The sequence below is a fragment of the Rhizobium sophorae genome (assembly GCF_013087515.1).
Taxonomy (GTDB): domain Bacteria; phylum Pseudomonadota; class Alphaproteobacteria; order Rhizobiales; family Rhizobiaceae; genus Rhizobium; species Rhizobium sophorae.
On record NZ_JABFCN010000046.1, the window covers coordinates 233,276 to 248,961 of the forward strand.

At 61.3% G+C, this 15,686-nt stretch carries 19 protein-coding genes; 9 read left to right on the plus strand and 10 right to left on the minus strand.

Annotated elements, in window-relative coordinates:
• Positions 1-51 precede the first annotated feature (51 nt).
• The 3 genes from nthA to G9X64_RS25420 are packed head-to-tail and all read left to right on the plus strand — an operon-like array spanning position 52 to position 1,716.
• Complete coding sequence (nthA, locus tag G9X64_RS25410) at positions 52-705, plus strand: nitrile hydratase subunit alpha (RefSeq protein WP_171377607.1); 654 nt, start codon at positions 52-54, stop codon at positions 703-705.
• Entirely contained in the window at positions 702-1,361 is a 660-nt protein-coding gene (gene nthB, locus G9X64_RS25415) for a nitrile hydratase subunit beta (RefSeq protein WP_168310047.1), read from the plus strand. Before nthA ends, nthB begins: the two co-directional genes overlap by 4 nt.
• Positions 1,348-1,716, plus strand: coding sequence for a nitrile hydratase accessory protein (locus G9X64_RS25420; RefSeq protein ID WP_168313996.1), 369 nt, complete (start codon positions 1,348-1,350; stop codon positions 1,714-1,716). Before nthB ends, G9X64_RS25420 begins: the two co-directional genes overlap by 14 nt.
• Positions 1,717-1,719: 3 nt before the next feature.
• Here G9X64_RS25420 and G9X64_RS25425 read toward each other — a convergent pair whose 3' ends face one another.
• From G9X64_RS25425 to G9X64_RS25445, 5 genes are all read right to left on the minus strand, one after another.
• A complete protein-coding gene (locus G9X64_RS25425) occupies positions 1,720-2,502 on the minus strand; it encodes an anti-sigma factor family protein (RefSeq protein WP_171377608.1) in 783 nt (260 codons plus the stop codon).
• Positions 2,499-3,014 (minus strand): RNA polymerase sigma factor, encoded by a 516-nt coding sequence (locus G9X64_RS25430; RefSeq protein WP_168310050.1) that lies wholly within the window; start codon positions 3,012-3,014, stop codon positions 2,499-2,501. Before G9X64_RS25430 ends, G9X64_RS25425 begins: the two co-directional genes overlap by 4 nt.
• Before the next feature lie 30 nt (positions 3,015-3,044).
• Positions 3,045-3,425, minus strand: a complete 381-nt coding sequence (locus G9X64_RS25435; RefSeq protein WP_171377609.1) for a COG4315 family predicted lipoprotein — start codon at positions 3,423-3,425, stop codon at positions 3,045-3,047.
• A gap of 345 nt (positions 3,426-3,770) precedes the next feature.
• The gene (locus tag G9X64_RS25440) at positions 3,771-4,187 is read right to left on the minus strand and encodes a VOC family protein (RefSeq protein ID WP_168313994.1); all 417 of its coding nucleotides are present in this window, start codon (positions 4,185-4,187) and stop codon (positions 3,771-3,773) included.
• A gap of 56 nt (positions 4,188-4,243) precedes the next feature.
• Positions 4,244-4,579: a cupin domain-containing protein gene (locus tag G9X64_RS25445; RefSeq protein ID WP_171377610.1), complete on the minus strand. Its 336-nt coding sequence runs from the start codon at positions 4,577-4,579 to the stop codon at positions 4,244-4,246.
• A 145-nt stretch (positions 4,580-4,724) separates the two neighbouring features.
• Between G9X64_RS25445 and G9X64_RS25450 the strand changes: the two genes are divergently transcribed.
• Both G9X64_RS25450 and G9X64_RS25455 read left to right on the plus strand, forming a co-directional pair.
• Positions 4,725-5,276, plus strand: coding sequence for a MarR family winged helix-turn-helix transcriptional regulator (locus G9X64_RS25450; RefSeq protein ID WP_168310052.1), 552 nt, complete (start codon positions 4,725-4,727; stop codon positions 5,274-5,276).
• A gap of 132 nt (positions 5,277-5,408) precedes the next feature.
• A complete protein-coding gene (locus tag G9X64_RS25455) occupies positions 5,409-5,897 on the plus strand; it encodes an RrF2 family transcriptional regulator (protein WP_168310053.1) in 489 nt (162 codons plus the stop codon).
• Between the two features lie 15 nt (positions 5,898-5,912).
• Here G9X64_RS25455 and G9X64_RS25460 read toward each other — a convergent pair whose 3' ends face one another.
• The 4 genes from G9X64_RS25460 to G9X64_RS25475 form a co-directional block, all read right to left on the minus strand.
• On the minus strand, positions 5,913-7,394 hold the full coding sequence (locus G9X64_RS25460; protein WP_171377611.1) for a cyclic nucleotide-binding domain-containing protein: 1,482 nt from the start codon (positions 7,392-7,394) through the stop codon (positions 5,913-5,915).
• Between the two features lie 193 nt (positions 7,395-7,587).
• Entirely contained in the window at positions 7,588-8,004 is a 417-nt protein-coding gene (locus G9X64_RS25465) for a cupin domain-containing protein (protein WP_171377612.1), read from the minus strand.
• Positions 8,005-8,071: 67 nt separating this feature from the next.
• Entirely contained in the window at positions 8,072-8,827 is a 756-nt protein-coding gene (locus G9X64_RS25470; RefSeq protein ID WP_171377613.1) for an SDR family oxidoreductase, read from the minus strand.
• Between the two features lie 68 nt (positions 8,828-8,895).
• Positions 8,896-9,375, minus strand: coding sequence for a carboxymuconolactone decarboxylase family protein (locus tag G9X64_RS25475; protein ID WP_012758208.1), 480 nt, complete (start codon positions 9,373-9,375; stop codon positions 8,896-8,898).
• Between the two features lie 131 nt (positions 9,376-9,506).
• Between G9X64_RS25475 and G9X64_RS25480 the strand changes: the two genes are divergently transcribed.
• Entirely contained in the window at positions 9,507-10,430 is a 924-nt protein-coding gene (locus tag G9X64_RS25480; protein WP_168313992.1) for a LysR family transcriptional regulator, read from the plus strand.
• Between the two features lie 72 nt (positions 10,431-10,502).
• On the plus strand, positions 10,503-11,630 hold the full coding sequence (locus tag G9X64_RS25485; RefSeq protein ID WP_131666372.1) for an ATP-dependent DNA helicase: 1,128 nt from the start codon (positions 10,503-10,505) through the stop codon (positions 11,628-11,630).
• Positions 11,631-11,715: 85 nt separating this feature from the next.
• Here G9X64_RS25485 and G9X64_RS25490 read toward each other — a convergent pair whose 3' ends face one another.
• A complete protein-coding gene (locus G9X64_RS25490) occupies positions 11,716-12,408 on the minus strand; it encodes a MerR family transcriptional regulator (protein WP_171377614.1) in 693 nt (230 codons plus the stop codon).
• A 451-nt stretch (positions 12,409-12,859) separates the two neighbouring features.
• Between G9X64_RS25490 and G9X64_RS25495 the strand changes: the two genes are divergently transcribed.
• Positions 12,860-13,612, plus strand: coding sequence for a pyridoxine 5'-phosphate synthase (locus G9X64_RS25495; RefSeq protein ID WP_168310058.1), 753 nt, complete (start codon positions 12,860-12,862; stop codon positions 13,610-13,612).
• A gap of 277 nt (positions 13,613-13,889) precedes the next feature.
• Positions 13,890-15,620, plus strand: a complete 1,731-nt coding sequence (locus G9X64_RS25500; protein WP_171377615.1) for a WG repeat-containing protein — start codon at positions 13,890-13,892, stop codon at positions 15,618-15,620.
• Positions 15,621-15,686 lie beyond the last annotated feature (66 nt).

Consider the following 15,686-nt stretch of genomic DNA (forward strand, 5'->3'; position numbering starts at 1 on the left):
GGGCCTGCGGCATATGTTAGAAATAGCGGGCAGTTTCGGGAGGGCTTCGCCTTGCACGACCATGACGACGACCATGCTCACGGACATGAGCACGCCCACGGGAATGATCACGACAACCATTATTCCGACATGCAGGCGCGCGTGAAGGCGCTGGAAACGCTCCTGACGGAGAAGGGGTTGATCGATCCGGCGGCGATCGACGCGATCGTCGAGACCTACGAGACGAAGGTGGGGCCGAGGAACGGCGCGCATGTCGTCGCCAAGGCCTGGAGCGATGCCGATTTCGCCGACTGGCTGAAGCGTGATGCGACGGCGGCCATCGCCAGCCTCGGCTATACGGGCCGGCAGGGCGAGCATATGCGCGCCGTCTTCAATACGGCAGAGACCCATAATCTCGTCGTCTGCACGCTCTGCTCCTGTTATCCCTGGTCGGTGCTTGGCCTGCCGCCGGTCTGGTACAAGGCGCCGGCCTATCGCTCGCGCGCCGTCATCGATCCGCGCGGCGTGCTGGCCGAATTCGGTCTGACGCTGCCGGAGGACAAGAAGATCCGCGTCTGGGATTCGACGGCGGAACTGCGTTACCTCGTCATCCCCGAACGGCCCGAAGGGACCGATGGAATGGATGAGCAGATGCTCGCCGGCCTCGTCAGCCGCGATGCGATGATCGGCACGGCCGTTGCCCGCAAGCCGGAGAGCGCCACATGAACGGACCGCACGATCTCGGCGGGCAGATGGGCTTCGGTCCCGTCGCGCCCGAAAAGGACGAGCCCTGTTTCCATGCCGAATGGGAAAAGCGGGCGCTCGGCATCACGCTTTCCTGCGGCGCTTTCGGCGCATGGACGATCGATGAAAGCCGGCATGCGCGCGAGAATATTCCGCCGGCCGATTACCTCGCCGCCAGCTATTACGAGATCTGGATCCGCGGCATCGATAAGCTGCTCGAACGGCACGGCTTTGCAACACGTGAGGAGCTGCTGTCCGGTCATGCGCAGCGGCCAGGAGCCGTTCCGAAGCGGGTGCTGAAGGCGGACATGGTGCCCAACGTTCTGGCGAAAGGCGGCCCTTGCGATCGTCCTGTCAAGACCGTGCCGCTCTTTGCGGTCGGCGAGACGGTGAGGACGAAGAACTTCAATCCGGCGACGCATACGCGCCTGCCGCGTTATGCCAGGGCCAGGACTGGTGTGGTCGAGGCAGTACAGGGCTCTTTCGTTTTCCCTGACGACAATGCACATGACAAGGGCGAAAACCCGCAATGGCTCTATACCGTCGTTTTCGACGGCGTGGAGATTTGGGGCGGAGATGCCGATCCGACGCTGACCGTGTCGATTGATGCCTGGGAGAGCTATCTTGAGCCGGCATGAAATGTCGCCGTTGACGCAATCGCCCAGCCTGCCGAGGTCACGGGAGGGCGAGCCGGTCTTTCCCGAGCCATGGGCGGCCGAAGCTTTCGCCATGACCGTGCACCTGCACGCAAAAGGCCTGTTCAGCTGGAGCGAATGGGCTGAAACGCTTTCCGCGCAACTGCACAAGCCTGGCCGGGCCGAAGATGGCAGCGACTATTTCGACTGCTGGGTGGCGGCACTCTCCGACCTCATTGTCGACAACGGCATCGCCGACGCGGAAACGATCCTGGCACTGCAACAGAGCTGGCAGCGGGCGGCGGAGGCGACGCCGCATGGACGGCCGATCGAGCTCGGCAACGATCCCTCACGCTGATCCTCACGAGGGGAATTGCTTGTAGCACTCCTCGGCTATCTCCCGCAGCGTCTCGCGGGAGATTTCGCCGGTGACGGCATAACCGAGTTCGCCGTCGATCCAGTAGAAGGTTTCGAGATTGCCTGATGAGGCGAAGCGGAAGCTCGTCGTACGGTTCTCCGTGTTGCGGCCGACCATGACGGTCAGGCGCTCGCCGGCCTGGTCTTCATACATGAACATGGCGCCCGGCCTGCCGTCGACCGGCAGCAGGCGGCCGCCGACAAGCTTGAAGCCGAGCGGCTGCAGGTTCGGGATCTTGAGGTTCTGAATTGCCAGGCGCTTGCCGAGCCAGGTGGCGAGGTGGACCTCCTCGTTTGCGAAGACCTCGACGGGATGGCGAACCTCGGCGGCATAGACCGTGAAAGCGGTCTGGGCCTGTTTCGGTAGGGTTTCGGAGCCGGCAAGCTGCAGTTCCGGCTTTTCCAGAAGTGCGGGGCCGTAATGGCCGCTGGCGGCGCCGAGCGTGAAGACGAGGAGGGCTGATGCGGCGATCGCCCAGCGTTTCGCTCTCGATGAGACGGCGCGCGGGGGGACGACGAGCAGAGGATCGGTGTCCTTCGCCTTCTCATAGCCGGCAAACAGCGATCGGATGCCTGAATTCTGCGCCTGCCATTCAGCGACCATCGCCGCCTCGTCGGGATTGTCGACCAGGAAGGCCTCGATGCGGACGCGCACCGTTTCCGGCAGCTGGCCGTCGGCATAGGCGTGAAGGTCGGCTTCGGTGACGCTCGGATTGGTCTCGTTCATTTCGGTCTCCGAAGCGTAATGATGTTGTCGGCCTTCAATCGCTCGGCGACGCGCCGGCGGGCGCGCGACAGGCGCGACATGACGGTGCCGATCGGGATATCGAGCGCGGCGGCGACCTCGCCATAGGTGTATCCCTCGATGACCACGAGCATCAGCACGGCGCGGTGTTCCTCTGAAAGGCTGTTCAGCGCATCGTCCAGCCGGGCACGTTCCAGCGGATCGGCGGGCGGTTCGGACGCGGCCAGATTCTCTGCGGCACCGAGCTCGACAAGGCCGTCGCGCGTCTTGCCGCGCCGGCCGTTGCGGTAGAGATTGGTCATGATGGTCAGGACCCAGCCGCGCAGGTTGAGGCCGCGCCATTGGCCGCGGCGCGTGAGAACCTTTTCAACACAATCCTGGAGCAGGTCCTCGCCATCGGCATCCGAGCGCGTCAGGCTGCGCGAATAACGCCTGAGCGAGGGCAGGAGGGCCAGGATCTGGCCCTCGAAGGTTTCGGGTGCGGGTGTTTTCACGCCGGCTCTCCTGGCATCAGGGTCCGACTATCAAGGTTTGGCGAGATCCCAGTTGCCGCCGACGCCGTCGCCGGTAATGTCGCCGGTCTTCTTGTCCTTGACCCAATAATAGAGCGGCATGCCGTCCTTGGCCCATTGCTTCGTGCCATCCTTGCGGTCGATGATCGAGTATGCACCATCAGCCTTGGCATCGGAAGCCGCCATCAGCGGCGGCCAGTTCTTAGCGCAATCATCGTAGCAGTTGGAAACGCCCTTGACGTCCTTCTTGAAAGTGTAGAGCGTCATGCCGTTTTCGCCGGCAAGAACCTTGCCCTTGGCGGAGTCGACTTCCTTGACGGGAGCAGCGGCGAAAGCAGCGGTCGCGGCAAGGGCGGCGGCCGCCACGACGGACAGGGATTTCACGGATTTCATGATGTCTCTCCTCAGATTGGGCACGCAATCTTGCGATGCCTGAGATGAGACACGAGGGGAGGCGATTTTATTCCAGGCGGGGCGAAAGTTTTGTGCGAATGGCGGGGCCGCTGCGTCGAGGCGGTCGGACCGTTGAGAATGATCGACGCGCTCTTGGAGAGCGGGAGCGAGGCACACAGCCCTCATAGTGAGGAGGCCCGCAGGGCCGTCTCGAACCACGAGGGCGGGTCGCTGGGTGCGTGCGTGCTGCGTGCAGATATGGCTGGGTTTCAGCGCCGGTGGCCAGCCCCGCCCTTCGAGGCCCCTGCGGGGCACAAGGATGAGGCTGGAGAGAGGTATCGTCCGTTATGGTGCTGAGGCGGTCGCCGCCGCCATGTCGACCCAGACCGCTTCGAATATATGGCCATCGGGATCCTCGAAGGCACGGTTGTAGAGCCAGCCCATGTCCGTCGGCGCGCGCGGATCGGCCCTGCCGCCGGCGGCTGCGGCTGCCTCGACAATAGCGTCCACTTCTTCACGGCTGTCCATCGTCAGCGCGATTAGCATCTCGCTCGCCTTCTGCGCTTCGGCAACGGGTTTCGGCGTGAAACTCGCGAAGAAATCGCGTGTCAGCAAATGGAAGATAATGGCCTCGGACCAGACCATGTTCGACGCCTGGTGATCGCTGAACTGTTCGTTCTTGCTGCAGCCGATCGCGTCGTAGAAACGGGTCGAAGCGGCAAGATCTTTCACTGGCAGGTTCACGAAGATCATCTTAGGCATTGCGGTTCTCTCCTCTTCCTTTGTCTTCAGAGGTTGTCTTCTGAGGCGGCTTTGCCTCACACAAACTCCTGCACTATCTCGTCGCTGGCATGAATGCAGACGATTTCGAGCCGTCCGGTGCCGACATTCTCGAAACGGTGGGGAATGTTGGCGGCCACGACGACGATATCGCCGGGAAAGGCGCGGGTCTTGGCGTCGCCCACCGTGAATTCGGCTTCGCCTTTCCTGACTGCCCACGTTTCGGAATAGGGGTGAACATGCAGGTCAGGCCCTTGGCCGGGCTCATTATCGACCAGGAAAAGCGATATCTCGCCGCCATGGCCGCGGCCTTCGAAGCGGACCGTGCGGCTCTGATCGGGTCGCGGTTCCTGGTGGCGAAGAATACTGAACATCACATGCCTCCTGCTGGTGCTATCTGCGATCACAAAACTATCTTCGCAAGAAGATATATTCTCAAAACTGTCTTCCTGTCAAGACATCTTCCTTGATGTTGATGGAAGGTGTATGTCTCGGCTGTGGTGGCATATGAGGCAGAAAATGACGAATGGAACTAAAGGAGAGGGCTCCTACGAGGATCATGTCGACCGGCTGCGCCGGCAATGGGCGCTGGAACTGCCCGACCTCGACACCGAGCCGATGGCGATCCTGGGCCGGGCCTTTCGGTTGTCGAACCTGGTGCGCCCGAGCATTGAGGCGACCTTTGCCGATTTTGGTCTCGACCGCGGAGAATTCGACGTGATCGCGACGCTTCGCCGTTCCGGACCGCCTTACCGGCTGACCCCGACAGACATGTATTCGGCGCTGATGATCTCCTCGGGAGGCCTGACCCACAGGCTCGACCGGTTGGAGAAGGCGGGCCTGATCCGCCGGGAGAAATCGCCGCGTGACGGGCGCAGCGTATTGGTGGCATTGAGCGAGGCGGGTGCGGCACTCGCCGAAAAGGCCTTCCGCACCGACATGGCGAGCGAAGCTTCGTTTCTGCAGGCTCTTGACGGAAAGGAGCGCGAGGCGCTCGCGGCGCTGCTGCGCAAACTGATCGCCGGAATTGAAAATGGGGAGGCGCGGGGAGAGGACGAGAACGAGGGCTGAGTGGAGATCGGAGCCGCATCGCCGTTCAGGTAACAACACATTGCTTTTGCAGCTCATTTACATCGAGTCTGTTTTCGGATATAATATGTCCTTAATTCCATTGGCAGAGCCAGCCATCATACGAGTTTCTGAATGATCCTGAAAAGCCAGGTCGAGTGGGCGCTTCACTGCTGCGCCATTCTCGCGGGCCTGCCAGAGGGCAGGTATCTTTCCACCAAGGCGCTCGCCGAGCTTCATGGTCTGCCGAAGGAATATCTCTCCAAAGCACTGCAGAACCTTTCGCAGGCATCGCTGGTCGAGACCACGCTCGGTCCGAGTGGCGGCTACAGGCTTGCCAAGACCCCCTCGGATATCAATTTTCTCGAGATCGTCGAGGCGGTCGAGGGGAAGGCCCGCAGCTTCACCTGTACGAACATCCGGGCGAACAATCCCTGCCGGCCGGAAGGGTATTGCGACAGCAAGCCATGCGCGGTCGCGCGCATCATGTGGGAGGCCGACGAGGCCTGGCGGGATACGCTGAGGCGCGTCCGGCTTTCCGATCTGGTCGGGACCTTGTCCGAGGAAGTGCCGGCCGACATTTGGCGCAGCACGTTCGAATGGGTGCTCAAGCGCGCTGGCTGAGCGGGGCGCCGATCTCTACGCCTTGAAAATGGTCCTGATGGTCTTCAGGATGGCATGCGCACTGTGGGCATGTTCGGGAGGCAAAGGGGCGCCGTTGCGGAAACGCTCGGCGCGGCTGGCGAGATGGTCGGCGATTTCTTCCGCCAGCGCCGGGCGTTCGCTTAGCAGCGGCGCGAAGGCCTCCTGGTCGATCTCATAGGCGGTCACGGGGGTCAGAGCCTCCAGGGTGCAGACTTCCTGCATGCCGGCGAGGAGTCCGGTCTCTCCAAAAAAGTCGCCCGGCGCGAGCCGTCCGCGTTCCTCGCCTGCGTTCCGCGCTGCGATGATGCCGGCGCGCACCATCATCAGTGAGGGGAGCATTTCGTCCTCCCGCACGATCACATCGCCTTTGCGGAACTCCCGGACAGTCGTGGTTTCGGCGAGCCTGCGCTTCTCATCGGATGTCAGCGTCGTAAAGACCGGAATGGCCTCGATCAGGGCAAGCGGCGTTACGCTCGGCGGCTTTGCGCTTTCTTCCGTCGGCAGATCGGCGGTCAGCACCGTCGCCGACGGCGGAATGGCCAGCAACAGGCCGGCGGATTTGCAATGGCGATAGACGAGATCGAGCACTTCGTTCCGCGCCGGCACCCGCTGGCTTGGGCTTGTCACCCGAAACTGCAGCTCGACCTCAAGCGCCGTGGCATCCAGCCCCTTGAGTGCTACGACCGGCGGCGGCTCGCGCACGATCGAATTGCAGCTCGCAAGCGCCGTTGCCATGACTTGGCGGACCGATGCCGGCATCCGCGTCGGGGCGATGCGGATGGTGAGGATCAAGAGATGGGTCTCGTCCGGCCGGCTGACGTTCGTCAGGCCGAGCTTTGCCAGAAAACTGTTCGGCAGAACGACGATATTGTTTGCGCTGGTCAGGATATGCGTCGCGCGCCAGTTGCTTTCGACGACGCGCCCCTCTGTGCCATCGCTCAAGAGGATCCAGTCACCGATGATGTATGGCCGGCCGAGCGTCAGCGCGATGCCGGAGAAGACGTCAGCGAGCGTGTTCTGCAGCGCCAGGCCGAGAATGATCGCGACCACGCCGGAGGTTGCGACGAGGGTTCCGATCGGCACGCCGAAGACGAAGGCCAGAACCGACAGGGCCATGCCGATATAGACGACGCCGATAACCAGATCCTGAAGCAGGCGGGCCTCTCGCGGGCTGCCCTCCAGCACCAGATAGAGCCTGATGAAACCGATGACGGCCCATGCCAGATGGATCCACCAGAGCGTTTTTGCGACGATGATGAGCAGGGCCTGCGGATCTTCCGAGCCATATCCCTGAAACCGGTGAGGTTCGATGCCGCTGCCGACGAGGATCAGCGTCATCACACCAAAGAACAGGATCTGCACCACCAGTCGCGTCGTCGGCCGCTGGCGGGAGAGCAGATGCCAGACGACGATACCGGCAAATCCGACTGTTATCAGGGATATCAGGGGTTTGCCGAAGAGGGCGTCGTCAATCATCTCTCTGTCTCCGGGGGCGCGGGCGGCACATGGTTCAGCATCTCGGCCGCCGGCGCAAGCATCAGGCCTGCGCAGGCGGTATCGCATCGGCCCGAAAATCGGAACCGATTTCCGGAAAGCAGGATGCGTAGATTCAAAGTGTTACAGCGTCCTTTGCGCGTCTGAAAGACGCGCGGCGCTGTAATGCGGATCGTCACTTCTTGAGCGGATAGGTCAGCTCTTTCTGGTTGGTGTCGACGACGAAGACGGCGAGCAGGCGGGCGGGCTTGCTCTCGCTGTCGTTGGCGCTGACGCCATGACGGTCGCCCGGCATTTCGGAGAAGCTCTCTCCGGCATGATAGACCTTAACCGGACCGTCATTGACCTGGCTGCGGATCGCTCCTTCAAGCACGGTGGCGTAGATGAAGGCGGTGTCGGGATGGGTGTGGCCTTCAGAGAAGCCGCCTGGGCCGTATTCGACCAGCACGCCTTTGACGCTCTTGCCCGGCACGTTCGGAAGCTCGTGCTCATAAACGAGTGTCACCTTCGCAGACTCGCTGCTGTCATGGGCGCTAACGCCGGTGGCAGCCGGAAAGGCGAGGGCGGCGGCGAGGAAAAATGTTCTGATCATCGGAATCTCCATGGTTGCTGGGTCGGGGGAGACGCGCTAGGGCGGTCGCGTCTTGAGGGCACGTCAATCATGTCGGCTGGGCGAACTTTGCGAACCACTGCTCGAAGGTGATCGAACCAAGCCGCGGATTGTCGTCGGAAACGAGCGACTGGTCGTTTAGTCTTGCGCCGAAATATCTCGCCTCGACATCAGCCTCGGTGGTGCGCGGGTCTTTCATGGCCTTCAGATAGCGAGCGACGAGCTCGCTGAGGCGCGCCCGCTCCGGACCAGCGATCTCGAGCGTCGCGTTGGCGGGAGCAGAGAGGGCCACGTCCGCCATGGCGTCCGCCACGTCGTCAGAAGCGATCGGCTGCACATAGGCCGGCGACAGGTGGACCGTCTGGCCGACAGTGCCCGATTGGGCGATGCCGCCGAGGAATTCCATGAACTGCGTCGAATGGACGATGGTGTAGGGAATTCCCGATGCCTTGATCAGTTTTTCCTGGGCAAGCTTGCCGCGGAAATAGCCGCTTTCCTGCAGGCGTTCGGTGCCGACGACGGAGAGGGCGATATGGTGCTTGACGCCGGCGAGTTTTCCGGCGGCGAGGAGATTGCGGCCCGAGGTCTCGAAAAAATCGAGCACGGCCTTATCCTCGAAAGACGGCGAATTGGCGAGGTCGAGCACGACTTCGGCGCCTGAGAGCGCCTCTGCCAGTCCTTCTCCGGTGATCGTGTTGACGCCGGAGTTCGGCGAGGCAGCGATCACGTCATGGCCGCGTTTGCGCAGGCGTTCGACAGTCTTCGAACCGATGAGGCCGGTTCCGCCGATGACAACGATTTTCATAATGGATCTCCGTTCGCTGCCGTGGTGCGGCAGCGTCAAAGGTGAATCTTCTCAATGAATTGCGGGGTTTAGTTCAGGCCAGCCTTATCGAGGCCGTAGGCCTTGTCGGCCGTGCCGGGCACGGTCTTGAAGCCGACATTGACGCGGTTCCAGGCGTTGATCGCCATGACGACGAAAGTCAGATCCGAGATCTCCTTCTCGGAAAGCTGGCCGCGCACCCGTTCGTAAATCTCGTCGGGAATGCCGCCCTCGGGAAGCTTCGTCAGTGCTTCGGTCCAGGCAAGGGCTGCGCGCTCGCGGGGGATGAACAGGTTCGATTCCCGCCAGATGGCGACGTGGTAGAGCCGCAGTTCCGTCTCGCCGAGGATCTTGGCCTGCTTCACATGCATATCGAGGCAAAAGCCGCATCCATTGATCTGCGAAGCGCGGACCTCGACGAGGGCCTGCAGCTTCTCGTCGATCACGCTGCTCTTCAGCGCCATGCTGAATTCCATGAATTTCTTGAAAAGCTCGGGGGACTGCTGGGCGTAGTTCAGTCGCTGGGTCATGTGTCTCTCCTTTAATTAAGGACATTAAATATCCTTATGGACATAAGATATCCTTAATTGCTGGACTGTAAAGCCATTCTCGCTTAGTCTGGCTGCATAAAGCCTATGCGCAAAAGTATGAGGGGCAGGGGATGGATATCGTTTGGGCATTGCGGACCTTTCAGCGTGTCGTGGAGACGGGTTCGTTCTCGGCGGCCGCGCACGATCTCGACGTGACGCAGCCCGCGGTCTCGCGACAGGTCGCAGCCCTCGAAGGCCATTTCAACACTCGCCTCCTGCATCGCACGACGAGCGGCCTGTCGCTGACGGCAGAGGGGGAGCGGATGTTGCCGATGGCGCTGCGGATTCTCGAAGCGGTTGAGGAGCTTGGCGACGCTGCCGGATCGGACGGCGCCATGGCCTCGGGAAAGGTCAGGCTCAGCGTTCCAGCACCACTCGGCCTCTATCTCAGCGAGCGGCTCGGCGATCTTCTCGCTGCCCATCCGAAGCTCTCGGTCGAACTCATTTTCAGGGAGCAGGGCTCGGATATGATCGAGGAGCGCCTGGATCTCGAAGTGCGTTTGGGCCAGGTCGCCGACAGCAGCCTCGTCTGCCGGCGGATCGGCTGGACGACCGCCTTCCTCGTTGCATCTCCCGCCTATCTCGCGCGCAGGGCGGCTCCCCGCACACCGAAGGAGATCAAGGACCATGAATGCCTGTGCTACAATAGGGCAGGCGAGGCCAATACCTGGTCCTTCTCGAACGGTTCGGAAGACATATCGGTCCGGATCTCGCCGCGGCTGACCGCCTGCAATGCCGTCGCTATTCACCGGGCAGCCCTTGCTGGAGCGGGTCTTGCGGTGCTTTCGCACATCATCGCGATGCCCGATATCGTCGCCGGCCGGCTGGTCCCCGTGATGAAGGATTTCCAGCCGAGCCGGCTGCCGGTTACCGTCGTGTATCCCTCGCGGCGCAACATGCCGCTGCGCGTCAAGACGGTTCTGGACTTTCTCGCTGACGCTATGGGGCAGGACCCGTCGATGTGCGCCAGCGGCGCGGACCGCCAGTGGAACTGATGATCGTCCGGCCCGGCAATTTGCCGTTTCCGCCTTGCCTAAAGCCCGCGAATCCTGCCAAGTCCTGCGATCATGCAATTTGCGCCGCAACAAGATGAAGCCCTGAAGGCTGTTTCGAAATGGCTGAAGGAAGGGCGCTCGCCGCTCTTTCGCCTGTTCGGCTATGCCGGAACGGGAAAGACGACGCTTGCCAAGCATTTTGCCGAAAATGTCGATGGCGACGTGTTGTTTGCCGCCTTCACCGGCAAGGCGGCGCAGGTGCTGCGCTCGCGCGGCGCCTCGAACGCTCGGACGATCCATTCGCTGATCTATCGGCCGCGTGGTGAGGAGGCCGTGGAAGACGAGGAAACGGGCAAGACCTCGATCGCGCCGATGTTTTCAATCAACCGGCAAAGCCCGGTCGCGAAGGCGGCGCTGATCATCGTCGACGAATGCTCGATGGTGGACGAGGCGCTCGGCAAGGATCTGATGAGCTTCGGCACGCCGATCCTGGTGCTCGGCGATCCCGGCCAGTTGCCGCCGGTGACAGGCGGCGGCTACTTCACCAACCAGGATCCGGACTACCTGCTCACCGATATCCACCGGCAGGCGCGCGACAATCCGATCATCAAGCTCGCCATGCAGGTGCGCGAAGGCAATGAGGTGATGTTCGGCGATTACGGTACGGCCAAGGTGATCTCGAAAAACGAGGTGACGCAGCAGCTCGTGCTCGATGCCGACCAAGTGCTCGTCGGCACCAATCGCACGCGGCGGCGCTACAATCAGCGCCTGCGCGAGTTGAAAGGCTTCAATGCCGATTATCCGCAGACCGGCGACAAGCTCGTCTGCCTGAGGAACGATCCGGCAAAGGGCCTGCTCAACGGTTCGCTCTGGCAGGTGATGACCTCATCCAAGGAAACGACGAAGCCCGGCATCAATCTGCTCGTCAGGCCAGAGGATGACGACATGGACCGGGGAGCAGCCAAGATCAAGCTGCTGAAGCAGGCCTTCGAGGATGTCGAGGGCGAGATTCCATGGAACACCCGCAAACGCTACGATGAGTTCGACTACGGCTATGCGCTGACCGTTCACAAGGCGCAGGGTTCGCAATGGAACGACGTAGTCCTCTTCGACGAGAGCTGGGCGTTTCGCGATACCAGGGAACGCTGGCTCTATACCGCGATCACGCGCGCGGCGGAGACGCTGACGATCGTCCGCTAATCCTGGTCGTACTCGCGATCAGGGGCATTCCCGATCAGGACTGGCGAGGAAGAAACGGTGGCGGCCGTGTCTTAGGCGGATGGTGCTAGGCCTGCACGATGCCGAGCAGAACGGCCTTGGCGATGGCCTGGAAGCGGTTGTTGGCGCGGAATTTCAGGATGATTCCGGCTTCCAGGTCACGGGTTTCGTCATGCTTCAGGTCGAGTGCCCGGGCGATTCGCTGGGTGGAATAACCCTCGGCCATCAGTTCCAGGCAACCCCGCTCCTGCGGGGTCAGGCTTGCACTGTCCTGATTGTCGTTTAACGGCGGCTCCTCGATACCGCCGTCGTAGTCCAGGAGGTCGCCGACCTGCTGAAGCTGGCGGTGCAGCGTCGACATCTCCGCCGTCAGTTCGCGCTTGCGCACCTGCAGGGCCTCGCGGAACATTGCCTCGGCCGTTTCCTGCGAATCGGCGTTGCGGAGTTCGTCCATCAATTCCTGGATGACGGCGATCGGCATGCCGGTCTCACGGCAAACGGTAATGACGGCCATGCGCATCACGTCGTCCTGGCCGTAGACCCGCATCAGGCCCATGCGGTTGGCCGAGATTAATCCCTTTTCTTCGTAGAAATGCAGTGTCCTGTGCGTAACCCCGAATGCATTGGCCATATCGGCGATGGGCACAGGACCATCAGGTAGATCCGGCGGTAGCGCGGCTGAAGGCAGGAACCGATATTTCGATCGGGCCTCCGAAGCGATACCGGCGGTGGCAAACAGGCGTTTGGAACCGTCTGGCATGAACCCTCCTGGGGCATGTTGTTGCACCTCATGCGGTTTTGCCAGTTGCTTCCCATGCGCGGCGAGTGGGGTTTCCTCTAGGCGTTCTTCTCAGTGGGAAAGAAGCAGTACGCGGCGTACTCTACGCGATACGATGTCCACGTTATGCGTGAACGATCTTTTTTATAAGTGCTAAAAATAATCTCTTTTAAATGGGATAGCAACTTTACCGGCATATTTTGCCGGGTTCTTGGGTGTGTTGCACAAAAACATGTGCTGCAATGCGGGATCTCGCGCTCCTCTTCAAAGGTGACGGGATTTACTATCTGCGGTACGCGTGCGGCAAATGCTCAGCGTAATTTCGGCGCCCATCAGCGATTGGCATCGCATCCATTTGTGAATCTCGTTGGCCATCGCCGAGCACTTGGCTTAAAAGCATGGCCTCCCATTTCCGTGACCGATGGATCTCGCCATGCCCGCCAAGCTCTCCGTGAACCTCAACGCCGTCGCCATGCTGCGCAACCGGCGCGACCTGCCCTGGCCGAGCGTCGAAGCGCTCGGGCGTATCGCGCTGAAATCCGGTGCGAGCGGCTTGACAGTGCATCCGCGCCCCGACCAGCGCCACATCCGCTTTTCCGACCTGCCGGTGATCCGCAACCTGATCGACGACGAATTCCCCAAGGCCGAGTTTAATATCGAGGGCTATCCGACCGAGGAATTCTTCGAACTCTGCGCCGGGGCGGCACCTGAGCAGGTGACGCTGGTGCCTGACGATCCCGCCCAGGCGACCTCCGATCACGGCTGGGATTTCCGCAAGCACCAGGCGTTCCTGACCGATGCCGTCGCGCGGTTGAAGACGATGGGATGCCGGGTGTCGCTGTTTGCCGATGGTGACGGGGACGCACAGGCGGTTGAGATCGCCAAGGCGGTCGGCGCTGACCGGATCGAGCTCTATACCGGTCCCTATGGTGGCTGCTTTGACGCGCCGGAGCGGGCCGCCCCGATCCTCGAAGCGCTCGGACGGACGGCGGATGCGGCCCTTGCAATCGGCCTTGCCGTCAATGCCGGCCACGATCTGACGGTCGAAAACCTGCCGGCGCTGGTCAGGCGCATTCCCCAGCTTGCCGAGGTCTCGATCGGCCACGGCCTGACCGCCGATGCGCTGGAATACGGCATGGCGGAAACGGTGCGGCGCTTCTGCCGGGCCTGCGGGCAGGCGGTTTGAGGAAGGGCGTTTTCTTCTCGCGTATTGGTGGCGACTAACTTGATGCATTGCGAGGATCTCCCGTGCCCACGAGTGAGGGCGCAGGGATTCCTGTGCTCGTGACATCAAACCCGCAGATTGGCCATATTTCCAACACACGACCATCTCCTGGTTCTTTCAACCGGGGGGCGCTAGGATGAGAGTAGTTACTCGTCAACTTATGTTTGTCACGGCGGCATGGGCGTGTTTGCTCTGCTCCGTTGGAGCCGGGGTCGCCGATCCCCGGCCGGAAAGATGGGTGGAAAGGTGCGGCGGCGTCTACGCTCTTTGCGGCTATATCGACAGAGCGACGTTAGAACCGCGGATCGATCGCAAGTTCGAAGTTGCGCTTCCTTTCTCGGAGGGGCTGGCCGCCGTGCGCTCCGAGGGCAAATTCGGCTATATCAATTCGAGTGGCGATATGATGATCGCGCCTATGTTCGATCTTGCCCGCGCATTTCGCAAAGGCCATGCCGAGGTGGTGGCCGGTGACAAGACAGGAATCATCGACAGGACGGGAAAGCTTGTACTGCCGCCGAATTACGCGCGTGCCATCCCATTCGCGGCCGACGCGGCACTCGTTCGTCCCGGCAAAGCGATCGTGCCGGAATCTTTTGGCTTCCCGCGTTTCATGATCGGGGAACTGCTCTTCGAGAGGGACGATCCACGCTATCTGCTCGTCGATCTGCTCTCGGGAAAGATCCTGAAGGACGAGCTGGCCATTAAAGAATTCGACTTCGGTACTTTCGTCTGGGCCGCTCAACCGGGAGACAAACGATACGGATTGCTTGCTCCCGACGGAACCTGGAAGATCGAGCCTCGCTTCGAAACAGTCGGTAAACTCCATGGCGGAAGAGCGATCGTCTGTTATGGCGGGCCGGCCGGACACAAAGGCCAGGCCAGCCAACGTGGCCGGGCCGACACCGTCCAATGCGGCGTGATCGACCGGGACGGTCAAACTATTCTCGCCCCACAGCAGTTTAGGATTCATGGGTATCGAAACGGTTTTTACCGTGTGACCGAAGACCAGAAAGCCGGCCTACTTGACGAGGCGGGGCGGTTGCTTGGCGGGCGTTTGTTTGACGATGCGAGATTGCCCAATTATTCCGGTGAGGTGGCCAAGATATTGGTCGACGGCCAGTGGATCGGGCTCAACCGTGCCGGGGATCTGGTGCCCAACCCGGAGGATGGGAAGGCGCTGGTGGCATGTCCTTCGGGTATTAAATTCATGCACAGCGGCAACCGTATTCAGGTCGTCGGAGCGGACGAAAAGCCGACGGTTTCGTATCTCTTTGACGACACGCACATGACTTGCGAATTCCCCGTATCGGTTCGGTACAATGGAAAATGGGGATTTCTCAAGGAGGACGGCAAACTGCTTGTCGATCCGCCGTCATTTCAGAGCCAATTTGGTTTCAGCGGTGGCTATGCCGGCGTCAAGGTTGACGGCAAGTGGGGAATACTGGACAGCAGCGGTGTATTGACCCTCGCTCCCCAGTTCGATGAGATGCAGCGCGATTCCAGCGCCTATGCGGTATCGAAGGATGCGCGGAAGTTTTGGATCGACCCATCAGGACGTGAAGTCGCCGAGCCGCGCCGCCTGGAGGATCGGCAATCAAAGTTGCGTTGCGAACCAGACGGCGGACAGCGCGTCTCAGGGAATTCGAAGGGAACCTTGCTTTGGGGCATCGCGGATGCTGCCGGGAACATCGTCGTCGAGCCGAAATATCGCGCCATCACCTGTTTCCGGGATGGTCTCGCATGGGTTCCGTTCGACGAGAGACGAGAATGGTGTGCGATCGACCGGAACGAGCGGAAACGTGAGAACGTCGCGTGCGTCAAGAACTGGCCTGACAGCAATGTCGCCGACGCGCGAACTGAGACAATGTCTGACGATCCCTATGAAAGCGGTGTTCTCTGGATGCGGGCCGAGCTTGAATATGGCCTGGACCTTAGGGAAAAACCGCCTCGCTTCGTCTCGCAATTCTAAGGATCGGCTATTTCCCGCGTCATGAAGCTGTCGGGCGATCTCGTATCGAGAAGCAGCGCGGTATTC